This window comes from Vibrio sp. NH-7, assembly GCF_053643215.1.
In genome coordinates this window covers 1,834,297-1,852,180 of sequence record NZ_CM132187.1, presented here as the reverse complement: position 1 = coordinate 1,852,180, position 17,884 = coordinate 1,834,297, and the positions used below count along the sequence as shown (strand labels likewise).

Annotated in this window: 13 protein-coding genes; 5 read left to right on the top strand and 8 right to left on the bottom strand. The window is 47.7% G+C overall.

What is annotated here, in order from left to right; genetic code table 11:
* The first annotated feature begins 45 nt into the window (after positions 1-45).
* Both ACUALS_RS08540 and ACUALS_RS08535 read left to right on the top strand, forming a co-directional pair.
* The gene (locus ACUALS_RS08540; protein WP_454448176.1) at positions 46-1,131 is read left to right on the top strand and encodes an AraC family transcriptional regulator; all 1,086 of its coding nucleotides are present in this window, start codon (positions 46-48) and stop codon (positions 1,129-1,131) included.
* 147 nt (positions 1,132-1,278) lie between these two features.
* The gene (locus ACUALS_RS08535; protein WP_454448175.1) at positions 1,279-2,454 is read left to right on the top strand and encodes a lytic polysaccharide monooxygenase; all 1,176 of its coding nucleotides are present in this window, start codon (positions 1,279-1,281) and stop codon (positions 2,452-2,454) included.
* A gap of 59 nt (positions 2,455-2,513) precedes the next feature.
* Here the strand turns inward: ACUALS_RS08535 and ACUALS_RS08530 are convergent, their stop codons facing one another.
* Genes ACUALS_RS08530 through ACUALS_RS08520 form a run of 3 tightly spaced genes read right to left on the bottom strand, consistent with a single transcriptional unit; the run spans position 2,514 to position 7,976 of the window.
* Complete coding sequence (locus ACUALS_RS08530) at positions 2,514-5,324, bottom strand: Hsp70 family protein (protein ID WP_454448174.1); 2,811 nt, start codon at positions 5,322-5,324, stop codon at positions 2,514-2,516.
* 55 nt (positions 5,325-5,379) lie between these two features.
* Positions 5,380-7,344: an Hsp70 family protein gene (locus ACUALS_RS08525; protein ID WP_454448173.1), complete on the bottom strand. Its 1,965-nt coding sequence runs from the start codon at positions 7,342-7,344 to the stop codon at positions 5,380-5,382.
* Positions 7,344-7,976, bottom strand: a complete 633-nt coding sequence (locus ACUALS_RS08520; RefSeq protein ID WP_038134271.1) for a DUF2760 domain-containing protein — start codon at positions 7,974-7,976, stop codon at positions 7,344-7,346. Before ACUALS_RS08520 ends, ACUALS_RS08525 begins: the two co-directional genes overlap by 1 nt.
* 306 nt (positions 7,977-8,282) lie before the next feature.
* Here ACUALS_RS08520 and ACUALS_RS08515 point away from each other — a divergent pair, with 306 nt between their 5' ends.
* Positions 8,283-9,812: a sensor domain-containing diguanylate cyclase gene (locus ACUALS_RS08515; protein WP_454448172.1), complete on the top strand. Its 1,530-nt coding sequence runs from the start codon at positions 8,283-8,285 to the stop codon at positions 9,810-9,812.
* A gap of 87 nt (positions 9,813-9,899) precedes the next feature.
* Complete coding sequence (locus ACUALS_RS08510) at positions 9,900-10,430, top strand: 3'-5' exonuclease (protein ID WP_038134275.1); 531 nt, start codon at positions 9,900-9,902, stop codon at positions 10,428-10,430.
* Between the two features lie 73 nt (positions 10,431-10,503).
* Here ACUALS_RS08510 and ACUALS_RS08505 read toward each other — a convergent pair whose 3' ends face one another.
* From ACUALS_RS08505 to ACUALS_RS08485, 5 genes are all read right to left on the bottom strand, one after another.
* Positions 10,504-10,824 carry a hypothetical protein gene (locus ACUALS_RS08505; RefSeq protein ID WP_454448171.1) on the bottom strand — a complete coding sequence of 107 codons (321 nt, stop codon included), beginning with the start codon at positions 10,822-10,824 and terminating at the stop codon, positions 10,504-10,506.
* On the bottom strand, positions 10,821-13,325 hold the full coding sequence (locus ACUALS_RS08500; protein WP_454448170.1) for a reprolysin-like metallopeptidase: 2,505 nt from the start codon (positions 13,323-13,325) through the stop codon (positions 10,821-10,823). Before ACUALS_RS08500 ends, ACUALS_RS08505 begins: the two co-directional genes overlap by 4 nt.
* 226 nt (positions 13,326-13,551) lie before the next feature.
* Positions 13,552-14,004 carry a tellurite resistance TerB family protein gene (locus ACUALS_RS08495; protein ID WP_454448169.1) on the bottom strand — a complete coding sequence of 151 codons (453 nt, stop codon included), beginning with the start codon at positions 14,002-14,004 and terminating at the stop codon, positions 13,552-13,554.
* Positions 14,005-14,081: 77 nt separating this feature from the next.
* Positions 14,082-15,986 carry an alkaline phosphatase D family protein gene (locus tag ACUALS_RS08490; RefSeq protein ID WP_454448168.1) on the bottom strand — a complete coding sequence of 635 codons (1,905 nt, stop codon included), beginning with the start codon at positions 15,984-15,986 and terminating at the stop codon, positions 14,082-14,084.
* 3 nt (positions 15,987-15,989) lie between these two features.
* The gene (locus ACUALS_RS08485; RefSeq protein WP_038134280.1) at positions 15,990-16,355 is read right to left on the bottom strand and encodes a VC1380 family protein; all 366 of its coding nucleotides are present in this window, start codon (positions 16,353-16,355) and stop codon (positions 15,990-15,992) included.
* A 109-nt stretch (positions 16,356-16,464) separates the two neighbouring features.
* Between ACUALS_RS08485 and ACUALS_RS08480 the strand changes: the two genes are divergently transcribed.
* Positions 16,465-17,793, top strand: coding sequence for a MipA/OmpV family protein (locus tag ACUALS_RS08480; protein ID WP_454448167.1), 1,329 nt, complete (start codon positions 16,465-16,467; stop codon positions 17,791-17,793).
* The last annotated feature ends 91 nt before the right edge of the window (positions 17,794-17,884 follow it).

Sequence of the window (17,884 nt, the reverse complement as noted above, 5' to 3'; positions counted from 1 at the left end):
CATCTTGATCACTTTAATTCAACTTGATGCCTAAGGAGACATGTCTTGCAACTGATCGCCCAGTATCTCGCGATGGATCACCGCAGCCAGCTTGGTACATTGGATATTGCCTTGTTAGTTCGGGCTTTGGAGTCAAAAGGCGCTGACCTTCCATCGTTTTTGGCGCAGCAAGGTATTGCTGAATACGAGTGGAGCCACAGTGAGTCGACATTAAGCTATACAGACAAGCTCAAATTGTTTCACGCGGCAGTGCAATTGTACCCAAACGAGGGGCTAGGATTGCTTGCGGGTAGACAAATGGATTTACATCAGTTCGGCGTCCTTGGCTATGCGATTCGAACCAGCCCCTCAGTGTTGGATGCAGTGAAAACTGGCTTTAAATATTTGAGGTTGAATGGCCCACTATTTACAGTGCGATTGACTGTAGATGGCGAACGCGCGGCGCTGCAGATAGAAGAGGCGGCAGACATTAGCGAGTTGCTGCCATTTTGCTGTGAGTTTTTTCTCGCCGCAGTTGTGTCGATATATCGCCAACTTACGGGGCAGGCAATGCCGTTGATCCAACTCTCCTTGCCGTATTCCTCCCCGATTTATTGCCATCAGTATCGGTCAGTGTTTGATTGCCCTGTGCATTTTAACCAAGCAAACATTGAACTGATTTTTCCGCGTTCAGCGCTTGAGTTGCCAGTTGCTCAATATGATGCGGTGGCTTTGAGACACTCATTGCGCTCTTGTCAGTCAATTGTTGAGATACTTGAATCACCTCAGTCGCTTGTTCAACAGATCAAATCTCGCTTTTATCAACAGCCAATGGTGCCGCCCTCGTTAGAGGATCTTGCTCAAGATTATGGCTGTTCTTCTCGGACGATGAGGCGAGAGCTTGCCAAGTACGGTGTCACGTATCAAGGGCTTCGCAATGAAGTCATAGCTAGCTTGGCGACCGAGCTACTATTGCAAACGGAACTCACTGTGGAAGAGATTGGCTATCGTTTAGGGTATAGCGATGTCGCCAACTTTCGTCGTGCATTCCGAACCATGACCAAACTTACACCTTCAAGTCTGCGTAGTTCCCACGTGCAAGGGGAGGCAGGCTTTGAAGTGACTCGAAAAGATTTTTTACGTGCTACTTAACATGACAAAAATGTTGGAAAGCAACCGATGCTCTAACAAAGTTTGATATTAATTCGCCAGATAAATAAAAGCAGCCTGCTAGTTTTGTGTTGTCCATAGTTAACTACTTGTTTTTGAGTAGATTGTCAGCACATTTAAGGATGAATTATGAAATCGAAGTTAAATATCGCACTGTTGAGCCTAGGGGTGTCCTCCGCGCTTTTCTCGTTCAATGTTCACGCTCATGGCTGGGTGGAGTTTCCGAATGCCCGTCAAAACATTTGTTATGAAGATGGCGGTTTTTGGACCAATGAAGTTCCCAACGCCGCATGTCAGGCAGCGTTTAATGAGTCTGGCGCGTATCCCTTTGTTCAGCGAAGCGAGGTTGCCGCGAACGTACCTAACTATCGCGATATGGCCCATGTAAAAGCAATCGTTCCAGACGGTCAGTTATGTTCAGCGGGCGATGCGGCGAAGAAAGGGTTAAGTATCCCGTCGACGCATTGGCAGCGCACGAATGTCAATCCGGATGAAAACAACCAGATTGAATTGGTCTTTTTTGGCAAAGCGCCTCATAACCCTTCTTACTGGGAGTTTTACTTAACCAAACCGAGCTACGATGAAACGCAACCTTTAACGTGGGACGATTTAGAACTGATAGACACAGCGGGGGATGTACCTGTCGATGCTGAGAAGCGCTACCGAATGAAGGTCACGTTCCCTGCCGACCGTTCAGGTGATGCGATTCTTTATACGCGTTGGCAACGTATTGATGTGGCGGGGGAAGGTTTTTACAACTGTAGTGACATTACATTGAGAGGCAATGGCACGACGCCACCAACGAACCCCGGAGAGCCAACAGATCCAGGTAATAATCTAACGGCTCTAGGTTATTTTGTTCCTCAAGGCTTTGGGCCTGTAGAAGCTGGCGACACTGTGCGTTTTCGCACCTTTGATGCGTCAGGTCAGGAAATTGTTGATATCAATCACCCGATTAGTGCCAACAATACAAACACATGGGCGGCAGAGCTGGCGGATCAATTTAACTCGCAGCAAACGGGCGATTGGTATGTGGGTATTTGGCATCAAGAGATGAACCACTATATGTTCGACTCATCAAATATTTATGCTAACCAAGTGCTAGCACCAAATGGAACATACAGCTATGCACTGTCATTGATTAAAGCCGATGTACCGCCAGTTGAGCCGGTCAATCAGTGGAAAAAGGATGCGGTTTACACTCAAGGCGACACCGTGACTCATAACGGTAAAGAGTGGACGGCGCAGTGGTGGACCACAGGAGAGGAGCCTGGAACCACCGGAGAGTGGGGTGTGTGGCGCTAATACTAGACGTCAGTGACCATTAAAAAAACTGCCAGCATAGCTGGCAGTTTTAGGTTGGATTAATGGCTAACGAGCGTTAGTCCACTCGGCAGTGCATCACCAAAGACGCGCTTCGACTCGCTCTCAGACAGCTCTTTGACTTCTTCAACCAGTGATAGCCAAGATTCCGGCACCTTGCTTTGCTTCAGCTTGGTGAGAACTTGTTCACGGTAGTCGTCCGAGATATCGAATAGGCGGTCGCCCGTCTTACGACAAATCATTACGGCTGCGAAAGCGATCATTGGCTCTTTCTGCCAGTTCTGCTCAAGCAGTTTAGGTAACCACTGTTCCGCTTGTTCACGAGGAATGACATTGTGCTGACTGCCATACAAAGGCGTACGTGATGCCAAGCGACCCATTGCCCACCAGTGTGCTTGCTCGAACTGGTTATGGTTGATGGCTTTGCTCAAGAACCACGTTGCCAATAGAACTTTGTCTTCGACTTCTAGGTGTTCAAGCGATGCAGCTAATCGAACCATGGATTCATAACCCATATCTTGTGCCGCTTTGGCCGATTGAGGATTCTTCATCGCACCAGGGTGGAGGTATTTTGCGATGTCCGCCAAGATGGTCTCTTGTTGCTCTTGGCTCAAGCCACCTGCGATACGACGCCAGAAGACCCACCAATCCGTCCAGCCTTGGTGGTTTTTAAACTGGATACCTTGCTGATAAAGCCCCCATACCTGCTCGATACGCCATGAATCCGTGGCATCACCAAATCCCGGTCTTAAAGAGAAACCAGCCAAACGCAGCCAGTTTTTCTCGTGTGGTTCGGAGCGACGGCGACGCTTGCGGCCCTGAGCAAACGCATCAAATAGTTGACGTAAGGTCGTGAAATCCCATTCGTCGCGCTTGCCAAGTTTTTTCTCAAGATCTTTGGCTAAGGTTTTGATCTCTTTACCATCAGTGCTTTTTTTATTGCCGCTGTAGATGCGACCGATCAGTTCTTTACACTCATTGAGGCGAGGGTGCAGTTCAACCTGATCGCCTTCCTCGGTTTGTTTGTTACGAACTTCGAATTCCAGCTCCCAACGTTTGTTGTCGTCTTCTGCGCTGACGCATTCCATCTTAAGCGTGCCAACTTCGGTCAACTGACACGCCAGTTGCACTTCTACACGCTCTTTCTGGTTGGCTTGCAGTTCGGCGCCTTCACCTTCAAGAGTGGTGATATAAGGAGGCAGAGGGGCAAACAAGTCAGGGTCAACGTCAACCATCACGCCGTTTTGAATGGCGGTGTTATTGGTTAAGGTGTCGTGGGTAGAAGTCAGCAGGTTAAAGCGAACGGGTTCACCTAGGGTAAGCGAGAAGCGACGACCACTTAAGCGGATCTCGTGACCTTCTTCTGTACCTTTTGCAAGCAAACAGAGCGCTTTACCCATCTTGTTCTTCTCTTGAAGATGCAAGAAGTAGGAACGCGCTGCGCCACCACCAATTTTAAGTTGTGCGCCACGACGTGCTTTACCAAAAGCAACAGCACCTAGCGCAACCGACCAATCTGGATGTGGGTTGTCTAATACCGTAACCGGTGCGCCGCGCCAATCGGAAAGTAGAGTAGTGACACGCTCAGTCACAAGCTCACTGTTGAACACACCACCGTTGAGTAGCAAACCGACTGGAATGGCATTTTGTTTGTCGTCATCAATGCCAAGAGCGGCACGAGACACTTGCTGATGCGTCGTTAAGAACTCGGCAACGTGTTTGCTCACTGCTGGGTCAGCAACGTATGGAAGACCAAACTCAACAACGGCGCTGCGGCGTTTGTCCGGCACTTCACTGAAATCAGAAAGCGGGAAGAAGCCATCCAAAGCGATTTGGTGCACTTCTTGTTTACTCAGCCCAATACTTTTTGTTCCGCCAAGAAGTTTTGAGCCGCTGCCCAGCATGGTGATTTTTACTTCTTCAGGTGCATTCGCTGAAAGCAGGTTCTCTTTCGCCTTGCGAGTTTGCTGAATCAGTTTAGTCAGGCTTGCTGCAGTGAGCTTCTTACTCTGGTTGAAGCGGCTTTCCGCAAGGTGCGCGAGTGCTAAGTCGAGGTTATCACCACCAAGCATCAAGTGTTCACCTACGCCAATACGATCAAGGGCTAGCTCATCTTGAGAAGAGAAACTGGCTTCAATTAAGCTCAAGTCGGTGGTACCACCGCCCACATCGCACACCAGAATCAGTGGCAGCTCTTTGAGCTCATCGGCTGCGGTTTGCTGGTGGCGTGCGTACCAGTCGTAACATACGGCTTGTGGCTCTTCGAGCAGGACGATTTTCTTTAAACCCGCCAGCTCAGCGGCTTCAAGCGTGAGTTTACGAGCGGTTTCATCGAACGACGCTGGAACGGTCACAACCACTTCTTGGTCTTCTAGCTTATTGCTAGGGTGACGGTAGTTCCATGCTTGACGAATGTGGTTGAGGTAGCTTGCGCTGGCAATAACGGGTGAGACTTTGTCCACGTCTTGCGCGCCAGCCCAAGGAAGAATGTCTGAGCTACGATCTACTGCTTGGTGCGATAGCCAGCTCTTAGCACTGGATACCTGACGTCCTTCCACCTTAGCGCCTAGTTCACGAGCCCATTCACCCACGATCACATTACTAATGTCGCCAGATACAGGTTCGTTTTCCCAAGGGAGTGTTAGGTCAGAAGGGGAGATTTGACCAACCGCAGGGTGATAGCGGAAAGAGGGCAGCAATGGCTTACGAACCACTTCACCCGGACCAATCAATTGGTCGATGTCGAATAGGGATACTTCGGATTGTTCAAGGTTGTCGGTAATTTCACAATACGCCACAACAGTGTTTGTGGTGCCAAGGTCAATACCAACAAGAAAACGAGGAGATGCCATACAAACCTTCGTGTATTTAAAAACGGCACCCGATTGGATGCCGTTTGATTTCTATTTATTCTTCTTCGTTTGAGTTGCTTTTCGCGTCTTCGCGCACATCGAACTCAACATGCCATTTTTGACCGTTATCAGCAGCAATGGCTTCTAAGTAAAGCGTACCAAGTTCTGTGACGCGAGAGGCTAGGGTTACCGGAACCACTTCACCTTCACGGCGGCCTTCAGATACAGGCAGCGTTACTTGGATTTCTGGAAGCTCTTCAAGCTCTTCTGGTGCCCAGTAGTCTAGGTGAGTACCTGCTAGGTCATCACGACGAACCGTTGAGCCGAAGAATTGGAAGTTAACCGGCTGACCGATGATCAAACCAAACTCTTGGCTTGGTACGTCAACGCTGGAACCTTCTTCCATACCAAATGGTGCAACACAAAGTGCTTCCATTGGCGGCGCCATGCCCGGAATCGCTGGCATCGCACTTTCGATACCCACGTAGTACGCCGAAGCAATACCACCACGGATACGAACGCCTTGTCCACGACGTACAGAGCCGTAGTAAGCCGCACCGCTAGCAACCGCAAGGTCTAGATCCACACCTGTTAGGCGTTTCGCCATTTCTGCATCTGCTTCAATTAGCCATTCGTTGATCGTGTCTTCTAGACGAGTTGCTAGAAGTTTCGATTTCAGAACACCACCGTTGAATAGGATTGCGGTTGGCTTGATGAAGTCAGCTGATTGGGCTGCATCCGCACCTGGCATACCAGGCATGTTAGCGAATGGATTGAAATCTTGAGCGGCTGCTTCTGCGCCATTTCCTGAAGCAGAAAGGGCATTAGCTTGCTTAGACAAGAATGCAGCAATGTGACGAGTGATACCTGCATCTTGTGCGTAAGGTAGACCCATTTGCGTTAGTGCACCACGGTTACGTTGAACAGGGTGGTCAGTAATCGCAACTTGAGGGAAGAAGCCGTCAACCAGTGTTTGTTGTACTTCTTCTTGAGTCAGTTCTGTTTTCAGCGTTGCGCCAAGCAGTTTAGAACCACGGCTTGGTACTACGATTGGCACTGACTGAAGTTCGCTGTCGTTCAATAGCGCTTCTTTCGCGTCACGACATGCGTGTGTCATTGCTTGAACTTGCCATGGCTGTAGCTCTTTGCCTTCTTGCGCTAGCTTCATCTTCAAGCGGTACGCAAGTGCAAGATCCATGTTGTCACCGCCAAGTAGGATGTGTTCACCTACCGCGATACGGCTCAGAGTTAGGTTGCCGTCGTCTTCAGTTACTTCAACCAAAGAAAGGTCAGTCGTACCACCACCGATATCGACCACAAGCACGATGTCGCCAACTTCAACTTCGTCGCGCCATTTGTCGTTGCTGTTATCGATCCAGTTGTAAAGCGCAGCTTGTGGCTCTTCTAGAAGCGTTAGGTGCACAAAACCAACGTTACGTGCTGCTTCTGCTGTTAGATCGCGAGCTGCAGGATCGAAAGAAGCTGGTACCGTAATCGTCACGTCTTGATCGGCAAGGTTGTGATTTGGATTGGTGTGATTCCAAGCGTCTTTTAGGTGCTCTAGGTAAAGCTCTGTCGCGCGAAGGGGGGAGACTTTTTCCACTTCTTCTGGGCTACCTGCTGGCAGGAAAGCATCACGACGATTCACACCAGCGTGGCAAAGCCAAGATTTCGCACTTGCAACAAGACGAATTGGTGTTTTTGAACCTAGGTTACGTGCAATTGCACCAACCAGAGCTTTTGGCTCGCTCGACCACGGAAGAACGCGTGATTGCGGATTCATTTCGTGCTCGTGCGGCTGGTATAGGAAAGATCCTAATTGGCTACGAGTCTCTACCGTGCCCGGCGCAGTAAGTTGCGGGATAGGCATTACTTCAACGCGAGCGTCTTCGTCGTGAGTATCAACAAAAGACATGACACAGTGTGTTGTACCTAAGTCGATACCAACACTGAATTTTGGCGTCTGTTGAGTTTCAACAGACGCTTCTTGAGAATGGTTTTCTTGGTTCATGTGTTCCATTACAGCTCAACCTCAGCTGGAGCGATCACAGATGCATCGTAGTTCTCAGCCAGTTTAGGCAACGTCATTGATGTTGCTTTCCAGCCTTTATGAACTAGCGTGCCGTTGAATGGCGCGCTGCCTGTTACGTTGCCAGTTAGGCGGATTTCTTGTGGGTTGAATCCTTCTTCAACCGTAATGCGAGTTTCTTCGTCTTCGTTACGAACGTGCGCGAGCGTCACGTAGTCGTTCAGTACTTTCTGACCGCCAGTGTGGATTACGCGAGCAGCTGCGCCCACCTCTTCATCAGAGAATGACGTTAGGTCTTCTTTTAGGAAGTCGATCAGGCGAGCTTCTTGCTGCATGATAGAAAGTAGCTGCATTGCAGAATCTGTAGATGCAGTGGCAAGTTTTGATTCAACTTCTACAACACGTTCGACGACTTTCTCAACTTCCACTACTTTTTCTACTTCCACGATCTTCTCGACAGGTTTCTCAACCTCGACGATTTTCTCAACCGGTTTTTCTACTACTTTTTCGATCACCTTAGATTTGCGTGAAACCGCGATCAAAAGAAGCAAAACGCTCGAAGCAGCGAGGCCTGCGTGAAGCATATCGAACGTTTGAGGAATCATTTGTAAATCGAATGTCATGACATTTCTCTTTTGTTTAGTTTTAGGAGAGATTGGCTCAATCTCTGCTTTGGCTTATTGCCGAATTATTTTGATAAATTGGGGCGAATAGTAGCATATTCAATGCGGCGCGCTGCTAGAATTGAGCCTAAATCTGTGTTCATTGGATTTAATTGCGCTGTTTTTAATCACTTTCTTACCCATAAAACCTTGAATGGTGAAGCAGGCGCCATTTTTTCCGTCTAGGATTCAATAACACTTTATGTTGCTGATTGTATAAGGCTAAGATACCTAGGCACTCACGCCAGTTATGAACTCTCAGTTATTATGCTCTTAGGAACCCAAAAGAAGATTCTCTACCCGCTCATTGCGTTTTTAGCCACGACATTAATAACTTCGCTGGTCGTTTATTATTCCTACAAGTCGCAGCTTAAATACAGTAGTGCTTTGTTTAATAATCTCGCCCAGCAGCAAACGGAAAATTTGTCTCAAGTGCTGACGAGTGACCTTCATTTTATCGGAGCAGGCGCTAACTTTTTCCATGCCACCAAGCCTGAAAACTGGGGGCAATTTCACCTTTTTGCTGAGGAGTTGGTTTCTCCTTCGGATACATTAATTGGGTTGCAGTGGATGCAGCGTGTCGAAAAACAAACACTGCCTGAATATCTCGATAAAGTCCGCCAGTCATACCCAGACTTTCAGTTGTATACCGTACCAAAAGATGGCCCCAAAACGTCTGGCTACATCATGCCAAACGATGAAGACATTTACGTTGCGACAGATATTTATCCTCTTAGCGAGGCGAATCTAAAACTGCTTGGCTTTTATTCTTCGCGCCTGCGGTTCCAGCTTATCCTCGATGGTATTCGTGCAACGGGTGAGCCAAACGTTTCAGACAAAGTACGTTTGTTGCAAGATGGTCTAGATCGCACATTGGAGAAGACAGGCTTACTTGTCTACCATCCTGTTTTTGATGGAAACTCGTCAGAGCGCTTGATTGGTGTGGTTGTTGGCGTGATTCGAACGACTCGCTACTTCGAAGGCTTAATCGAGCGGACGGCGTCAGGCCAGCAGATGTTGGTTAAAGTGACGGATTTGGGGTTTGACGCGGAAGATGATCCAATACTGTACGTCAGTGAAGGATGGGAAAGTGAAGCGGGGCTTCAAGTCAGTAAGAAAATTGCCTTGCCGAATCGAGAATGGATGATTGACTTTAAGTTGGCCAGTCGCGTAACCAACAATGATCGTATCGTTTTGCGCAGCATAGGCTTCGGTGGCTTGGTCATCGCTTGCTTACTCGGCTACATCGTGTTTCTTCAGGTGAGAGAAAAGGAACACTTATCTATATTACTTGATGAGCGAACTGAAGAGCTGCAATTTTTGGTCAACCATGATTCGTTGACTGGGCTGCTCAATCGAAGAGCATTCAGCGAAAAGCTAGACGAGTTAACCAAGGGCGACGCCTGTTTTGCGTTGGCGGCATTTGATATCGATAAATTCAAGACGCTCAATGATAGCTTTGGTCACGTTGCTGGGGACGAAATGCTGATTCATGTGGCAAACACGGTGGCGGAAAGTTTGCCTGAAGCCGACTTGCTTTATCGTATGGGCGGAGATGAATTCTGCATATTGTCAAAGAACACAGATCCGACGGCTCTTTCTGAGCAGCTAAATGTGATAGGTCAACGGGTGGCTTCGTCATATCACCAATATGATGTTCATCAGATCCAGTGCTCGTTGAGTATTGGTGCCGCAGTAAGGACGACAGAGTCCGCAGAGGACATCCTCAAGAAAGCCGATACTCAGCTTTATCAGAGTAAAAAAGCGGGGCGTAACCGCGTAACGGTTGCAGAATAACTAATCATTTAATCGGTCAAAGTTCGAATTGTGTGTGAATCTCATGTAGAATCGCGCCCTTTCAAATAGTTTCAAGTAAGGCAAGTGATGAACCATAACCGTATAGTTTGTTTCGATTTAGAGATGTGCTGTTGGAATGAAAACGGTGTCGGTACGACAGGTGAAATCATCGAGGTTGGGTTGGCGGAAATCGATCTTGTTAAAGGCGAGATTGTTAAACGCGCTCAATATTACGTGAAACCAGAGCAAGATGAAGTGTCTCTCTTCTGCGTAGAGCTGACGGGTATCACCCCAAGAAAAGTTGAAAAGCAGGGGCGTCCTTTAGAGGAAGTCCTTAAATCTGTGGTGAAAAATTTTGGTGGGTCGAACAAGATCTTTGCGTCTTGGGGGCGAGATGATGTCGTCTTAGCGAAAGAGTGTGAAGCGAAGGGCATTGAGATGCCGTTTAAAGAGTTTATCAACCTCGCTACGCTCTATCGCATTCAAAATCGCCTGAAAGACAAGCGTATTGGCCATAGAGCTGCTCAAGAATCGAAAGGCATAGAGTGGGAAGGGCGTCAGCATTCGGCCTACGTTGATGCCTACAACTTGGCGAAATTAGCGTTAACTATGCTTTAGAATGAACCATGCTTTAGAGAGTAACAAAGGGAGCGATATGCTCCCTTTTCTGTTTAAGGTGATTTGAGATATTTTACTGCTTGGCTTTTTTGCACTTAGGGTAAATGTAGAGGTTGTACTGCGTCGCGTACTGAGTCAGAAGTTGACGTTTTTCCAACTCCTCATCACTTTTTACCACATCGCTTATACCTTCAACGATTTTTACCCCACATAACTCAGCAGCCAACGCTCTTTCTTCGGTTTCGATACCAGGAAGAACGTTACCGCGTCCAGGCATCTGATAAAGACGATAGTCATCAGCGTTTAGCGCACTTTGAGCATCAGCTTGTGCCTGATTTTCAGCGGCACAGCCACTTATGACAACGAGTGCAAGGGGTAGAACGAATTTGATCATTTTTTTCTCCTTACCCAAAATGCAGCCAGCATCAACAAGCCAAACCAGTTTAAGCTACCGCCGCCACCGCCACTTGAAGACGATGAAGTGCTAGTCGTGGTTTGTTCCGCTGCGACATTGATCGTCACCATAGCAGTAAAGGTTTGAGACGCCTCGTCGGTGATCGTGTAGGTAAACGAATCCACGCCGGAGAAGCCTTGCGCAGGCTGGTAGCTGATTGAGGTACCTGAGTTAAGAACTGTGCCACTGCCAGAGTAGTTGATAGCACTGATAGTTAACTCTCCTTGGCCAGCATCGTTTGCCAATACATCGAGCACTGTCGCTGGGCTGTTATGGTTTAGATTATAGCTATCATTTTCCGCTGATATCGCAGCTGTGCTGGAGTTAACGGTAACGGTCAGCGTGCCTGTAGCCGTTTGGTTTGCGCTGTCCACAATGGTGTAAGTGATGGTTTCACTGCCAACAAAACTCGCATCAGGTTGGTAGTTGATCGCAGTAGCTGTATGAGAAACCGTACCAGTACCATTGTAGGTTGTTGCTGTGATTTGAAGCGTTCCTTCACCTTTATCGTTTCCAAGGACATTGAACGATGTTTGCGCGCTACCTTGAGTGACCGCATAAGCATCATCGACCGCTTTCACTTCTTCAGGGATCGCTACCGAGAAACCACTTGATACAGCAAAGAAGATATTGTCACGGCATTGGATCATCAAACGGGCATTGCTGAACGTTTGAGCAGGGAAGCTGACTGACTGTGTTCCATCATTCGAAGTGTTAGCAAGCAAGGTTTGATCGAACGTCACCCCACCATCGGTTGACAAGAGAATATCAACGGCGGAACAGTTTACAGGGGCTTGTGCTGTACCTGCTACGTCCCATTCCACATTTGAGCTGCCGACAATTGTCGCGCCTGATGACGGCGCTACTACGGCAAATGGGCCACTGTTGCCATCAACGGTTATCAAGGTATCATCACTTGCTACGCCGCCTTCACCATCTCGGACTGTCAGTCTGAAGTTTAAATCACGGCTGGTGGTTGCGTACGTTTCACCTTTGACCAGTGTGCCATCCACCACATCTTCCAACCTCGGTAAATAGCGCTTCGGTTCCGTTGTTGGCATCCAAGAGCGAAATAGTGGACCACTACCAAAATCGGTAGTTAGGTTTGAGGTACCAGTACCCGAGTCCATCTGCTCCCAGACATAAGTTAGGCTACCCGTGCCTGTCGCTGACCCAGTCAATACGATAGGGGTACGCGCCGGAACAATATAGTCATTACCTGCGTTGGCAGTGGGCACTTCCGTTGTCGAAGTGGTTGTGGTTCCACAGGTTTGAGTCGCGAGATAGTCGTTGATTTCTTTGATACTCGCAGCATGGAAGTAGGCGTCTGAGTTAACTTGTATATCATCGTTGCCACAGATACCTGCGTAAGCCATGATGGTGCTACCACTTCCTGGCTCGAAGGCGGTTGGGTTGTTGCGGTTTGAGCCTTCACAATTCCACATATTGCCATTAAATGTGTGGTTTGCACCGAACTGGTGTCCCAGCTCATGGGCTACGTAGTCGATGTAAAAGGCATCGGTTGTTGGGTCAGAGCGGCCCGTCACCCCCGCGCCTTTTGAAGAGTCATTACAGACCGCCCCTAAGGCGGCTAAGCCACCACCACCGGTAGTAAAGATATGGCCAACATCGAACGCGGCACTACCAAATTTACTCGTTAGATCGTTGTGGTTGCGACCAATGTCCTGGCCTGCATCTGAATCAGTAAATGGGTCCGTAGCGGCATTGGTATAGATGTTGAAGTTCACTAGCTCAAGCTGCACTGCTAAGTCGGATTTGTAGACCTCATTGACTCGGTTGATGGCTGTTGTGATCGCAGCTCGAGTCAAAGTTTCTGTACCACCATGGTATTGCGAGTACTCGCCTGTCGCAGAGACAATCAGTCGGTACGTGCGTGATTCAATAGTGGCGCGCGGCGCAACTCGACTTTGCACCGTTTCGGCTTGATTACTGTTCAGGTACTTTAAAACCTGATCCTGAAATGGGCTCGAGAGTTTATGGTTGTATGAGACATAGTGACCGGAACCATCTGGCTTTGGCTCTACGTAAACGTATTTGCCATCATGGCGAAACATGCCGTGGAAGCCTTTCGGTGTGTAATCGAATCGACCTTGAATAGCCGCATCACCAACAGCATGACCAGTGTAGGTCTTTAGCTCTGGGAATTTCTCCTGCATATCAGGTGAAAGGATGGAGTCGTAAGTCAAAACAAAGTCAATCAACTCTCCATTAGGTAAAGGAACTTGCAGTGTTAAACCGCTCTTGGCTTGACCATGGACAAAGTGATTTTCTAACTTGGACGTATCAACAGCAAAGGTGGTTGATGATTTACTCTTTGTTGAACGCTCAGAATGGACAGGCTGCCAAAGATCGCTTGATAAGGCATCTGCACTGAATAGCAGCGATAGGGATAACGCGCCGACTAACTTGTTGTACTTCATTATTATTCTCTAATGCATCTATTACGTGAGTGAAATATTTGACGAAAGTAGTATAGATACAGTGAATATTCAACGGTTTACAAATCAACTCAGTGATTTATGGAGTCCAGTTCTAGTTTTCCCCAATTAATCTACCTATAGATTGGATGCTAACGTGCCACCTTTGCCTGCGTTTTGGTTGTTATTTACTCGTTTTCGCTATTTTAAAGTTAGTCAACAGGTGCGATTAGGACTGGTCTTTAGTGGCGGACAGTTTGGCGCGAATAAACTCACTATGGTCAACGTAAAGCAGTTCGGCCGTTTTGCGAATCACAGAGTCTTCAAGTGGATCAATGTCGCCATCGGCATTCGCGACCTGCCACATGGCTTTTATCAGCTCAAATCGAGTCTCTTGAGTTAGCTCTCTGAGTTGTGAGGTAAAGTCGTAAAGCGACGTTGATTGATTGCTTTGAGCTCGAGCGCGAGAAAGAAGCACTTGAGCGTTGGATTCCTCTAGACCTAACAGCCGAGACAAGAGCGTTAATTTTGCCGCTTCTTCCCGCTCGTCAAGCTCATGATCTGCACCAGCCACTTCACACAGTAAACATGCGATGGCGAGATTTGGATCGCTATGAGCATGGTTGCTAAGATCGTTTCCCTCTAGGAGCTGTTTAAACAGTTTGGTAATGGAGTTCAGCATATTGATGGCCTCAAATTATTCTCTATTGTTATAGATAGTGATAATCGGAGGCGATCACAAGTGGCTTGACAGAAACCTTACGTAGATTTGATATCTGGAAAGTCGACCTCTTCGCCATTACTCAGCAAAATAGAGATCCTTTTTGGCTTTCCGCTTGCGTCCAATTTCAGCTCACCAATCGCACTGGCATTGACTAACCTGCGTACGCCCGGCGTATTTGGATCGCGCTTGTAGATTTTGAGTCGCTTCCTTTTCGTTAGGAAGTTGAGCGGAGAGCGGGGTGAGTAAAGCAACCTATCGACATGGTCACAAATTGCCAACAGTGGTTCGGGGAAGAGGTTCTTTAAGCCGCTGCACGTGATTTGGTAGATGTTTGGGCTACAACGGCGAAAACGCAGCTTGATGTCATAGGCAAAGGAGTAGTGCACATCACCCGATAAGATCACAAAATTGGTTGGGGTCTTGGTGTGTGTGAAAATGCTGATCAAGGTGTTCGCGCTACCCGGGTGCGCCATCCAGTTCTCGGCATCAATCACTAGTGGCTGACCGAGCATGGTCATCCCTTTTTGTAGCGCCTCAATGAACTTGACACCGAACATTGGCGCCGCAGAAACAATGATCACCTTGTCTTGATGCATCAGCTCTTGTTGAAACTCCATTAACGCTTCCCAATCCATCAGGCCGGAAGGCTTGTTCATTCGAGATTCTGAGCGCCAACGACGCGTCCGCGTATCCAACACAACCACTTTAGGCGAGGTATGAATCGTGTAATGCCATTTCTCAAAGCTGTACAAGTATTGAATGAATTGGTCTTGATGCGAAGCAGAGGGTTCATCGAAATACAGACTCGCTAACTCCAGAAACTCTTGATTGAAGTTGTCTGGCTCGTTGCCCCAACCCTGACATAGCCAGTAAGAAAGCAGGCCATTGCCGATGATTCGCTTGGCGAACGGATTCTCGTAAGCCGCTTTTTCCCAGCCTACGGTTAAGTTCCAATCATCGGTGACATCGTGGTCGTCGAAGATCATATAGGTGGGAATGTGCGCAAGAAGGCGTCTTACTTTAGGTAGCCCAGCGACAAACTCGTCAATAATAGGTTTGTGGTTACGCCACTCTTGTTGCCATCTAGGTTCAAGTTCTTTGCCTGCGTGGGTGAACTTAGTGTCAAGCAGGCGATTGGTATTGATGTGTTGCCATAGCGTCGGCGACCACACCAACAAATACATGGCAAAAAATTCGGCAAAAGTGATTAAGTGGTTTTCGCACTCCCTTGAACTAAAGATGGGGGCGTGTCGCTTAGGGAATAATGTGGTCAACCAATGTCCATCATCAACGTAGTGAGGCAGCAGCCTATCGCGCCCATAGTAGTAATCAGGATGTTGGCGTAGAGCGTCGCAGTCAGCGAGAGGCGTGCCTGAAAACGTTTCTTTTGGCAAACCAAGGAGGTCGATGACTTGATCGATAGCATCCAAGGTTGGTCCTGCAACGTGGTCGGCGTAGATTTGGTCGCCGCTCATCATAAGTAGGTCTGGTCGTTCACCAATCTCGAGCTCAGATACTTTGTAGTCTGCCGCTACTAGAGAATCCGCACTCGGGTGATGAGGATTTCGACAAGAGCCATGCAATACATAATCGGCTTTGTCGGAGATGACAATACTTGGGCGCTGCTCGTTGGGATAGCAGAGATCAGGCGCTAGCGTTTGCAAGTCTCCGGCTTGGGTGACAAAGTCGTAGCTTAGGGCGGTATTGGCTGGGAAGTCGTGACGAAAGTCAGCAAGAGTCACATACGCATGCTGGCCAACTTTCACCGATTGGCACTGCTCTAGGTCGAACTGGAAAACGTCATTATCGTCCAATCTGTGGTAAAGCTTGAATTGTCCTGTGAGACGCTCGCGTGTAACCAACCAAAATACCAACTGCTTGTGGGTGGCTTTTCTTAGGATAGGTCCAGCGATGAGAAATGGAAGGCTACTTTGTGTCATCTATCAATCATTTGGGTCGTTAGGAATGTCTGGGTCTTCAAGTATTTCAATGACTTCAGAGCTTGAAAGCTCATGACCCATTAGAAATAGCGCAAGCATAGCGTCAGCTTTTGTTTTTGTGTCTGAGCTCTCGTCGAGGATTTGTTCGAAGCGGTGGCGAATCATATCTATTTCATGTTCTACGAAACCACGTCCTTCTTCTTCGCCTTGCGATTCTTCTGGTGCGTTGTCGAACTCCATAAACAGTAAGTCACCATCTAACTGGGTACGGACTAATCGCTCAGGCAGCCAAATTTCTCCGCACACGATGTCGGGGTCTTGGCCTTCAGGAAGAGATTCTAGCAATTTCTTTAACTTTGATGCTTTCACAATTTTTTGATTTAGGAGAACATATGTTCTTATTTTAACGACGAATCGCTAATAATCATAAGCATTAAGTGACTCAATAGGTCAATTATTGAGTCTTTAGGACATAAAAATGACAAATCAGTGGAAAATTTGCCGCACAGCAGTGGGGATTGGTGCTGCTTTTCTTTCGACTTCGCTCTTCGCTACAGAAACGCCTGCTATCGGTGAACAAGAATGGGGCATTGCTGCGATGTATCGAATCGCCTCAGTGCCTTTTGATACCGACAGAAGTAATCAATCCGTCAGTACCTTTGTACCTATGATGTATTTCAACAATGAGTACGTTTTTATTGATGGCTTAGAAGGTGGTGTCCACCTTTATGAAACCGACGACGAGCAATGGCAGGTTAACGCGCTCACTCGTTTGCGATTTGTCGATATTCCAAAGTACTTCCAAAACGCCAACGAAGGCGATTCTGCAGACTTTGGTGTGCAACTGCGCTACAAAGTGGATGACAACTGGCATTTTGACACTGAAGTGATGACAGACGATGAATATCGCATGCATGGTAACCTTCGCATGTCCGGTGAGTTTGAATCAGGCGATTGGGAAGTTAAACCGAGTGTGACATTGCGTTACAAAGAAGCCGAATTTAACAGTGTTTACTACGGTTTTTCGGAGTACACCAATGATCGTATTGGCGCTGGAGCAGACATCAACGTTGGGGTTGAAGCTCGTTACCACGTAGTGTCGAACCTATACTTGCTCGGCTCAACAAGTATCACTCGATTGGATGACAACGCCTACAATGCGCCGCTGGTGGAAGACCGCTACCAAGGAGAGCTGTTCGTTGGTTTTGGATTCTTTAACGACAAGACTAAAGCTCCAAAATCAGAGCTGAGCAATAAACGCTATTGGCGTGTTGCTCACGGCTGGGCGACACCATCAAATATCGGTGAGATTTTTGGCTTTGAAAGTGAGAAAGACGAGTACAACAACCAACTCACGTCGGTTTTTTATGGTCACCCTTTAACGGATGAACTGTTCGGGTTTCCTATTGATATCTATTTGACACCTGGACTCGTGCACCACTGGTCTTCAGAGGTGCAAGGCGCAAGTACCGAATATGTGGCGGCGATTAAAGCGTACTACACCTTCAATTGGCCGACGCAGTGGCGATTTGGAGTAGCGGAAGGTTTGTCTTACATTGATAACGTTACTTACATCGAACAAGACGAGATGGATAGAAAGGGCTATACCGCAAGCCATTTACTCAACTACTTGGATTTCTCCTTTGATGTCAATGTCGGTGACTTGTTCAATGCCCCAGAGCTTAACAACATGTGGTTTGGTTACTCACTCCACCATCGTAGCGCAATCTTTGAAAAGGCCTCCCAGTTTGGTCGAATCAAAGGAGGCAGTAACTACAACACAGTTTACCTCCAGTTCGACTTCTAATCAGGTTCAAGTTTAAGTTAACGCCCACGCTAAAATGTCGTGGGCGTTTTTTTTCTATCGTATAAACAGCTTGTGATACAATCCGCGCAGT

Bases quoted from the DNA above. Each gene is read 5' to 3' on its own strand.
- ACUALS_RS08490 (WP_454448168.1), bottom strand. From the start codon at position 15,986: ATGACACAAAGTAGCCTTCCATTTCTCATCGCTGGACCTATCCTAAGA.
- ACUALS_RS08480 (WP_454448167.1), top strand. From the start codon at position 16,465: ATGACAAATCAGTGGAAAATTTGCCGCACAGCAGTGGGGATTGGTGCT.
- ACUALS_RS08535 (WP_454448175.1), top strand. From the start codon at position 1,279: ATGAAATCGAAGTTAAATATCGCACTGTTGAGCCTAGGGGTGTCCTCC.
- ACUALS_RS08510 (WP_038134275.1), top strand. From the start codon at position 9,900: ATGAACCATAACCGTATAGTTTGTTTCGATTTAGAGATGTGCTGTTGG.
- ACUALS_RS08525 (WP_454448173.1), bottom strand. From the start codon at position 7,344: ATGGAACACATGAACCAAGAAAACCATTCTCAAGAAGCGTCTGTTGAA.
- ACUALS_RS08530 (WP_454448174.1), bottom strand. From the start codon at position 5,324: ATGGCATCTCCTCGTTTTCTTGTTGGTATTGACCTTGGCACCACAAAC.
- ACUALS_RS08515 (WP_454448172.1), top strand. From the start codon at position 8,283: ATGCTCTTAGGAACCCAAAAGAAGATTCTCTACCCGCTCATTGCGTTT.
- ACUALS_RS08500 (WP_454448170.1), bottom strand. From the start codon at position 13,325: ATGAAGTACAACAAGTTAGTCGGCGCGTTATCCCTATCGCTGCTATTC.
- ACUALS_RS08495 (WP_454448169.1), bottom strand. From the start codon at position 14,004: ATGCTGAACTCCATTACCAAACTGTTTAAACAGCTCCTAGAGGGAAAC.
- ACUALS_RS08505 (WP_454448171.1), bottom strand. From the start codon at position 10,824: ATGATCAAATTCGTTCTACCCCTTGCACTCGTTGTCATAAGTGGCTGT.
- ACUALS_RS08520 (WP_038134271.1), bottom strand. From the start codon at position 7,976: ATGACATTCGATTTACAAATGATTCCTCAAACGTTCGATATGCTTCAC.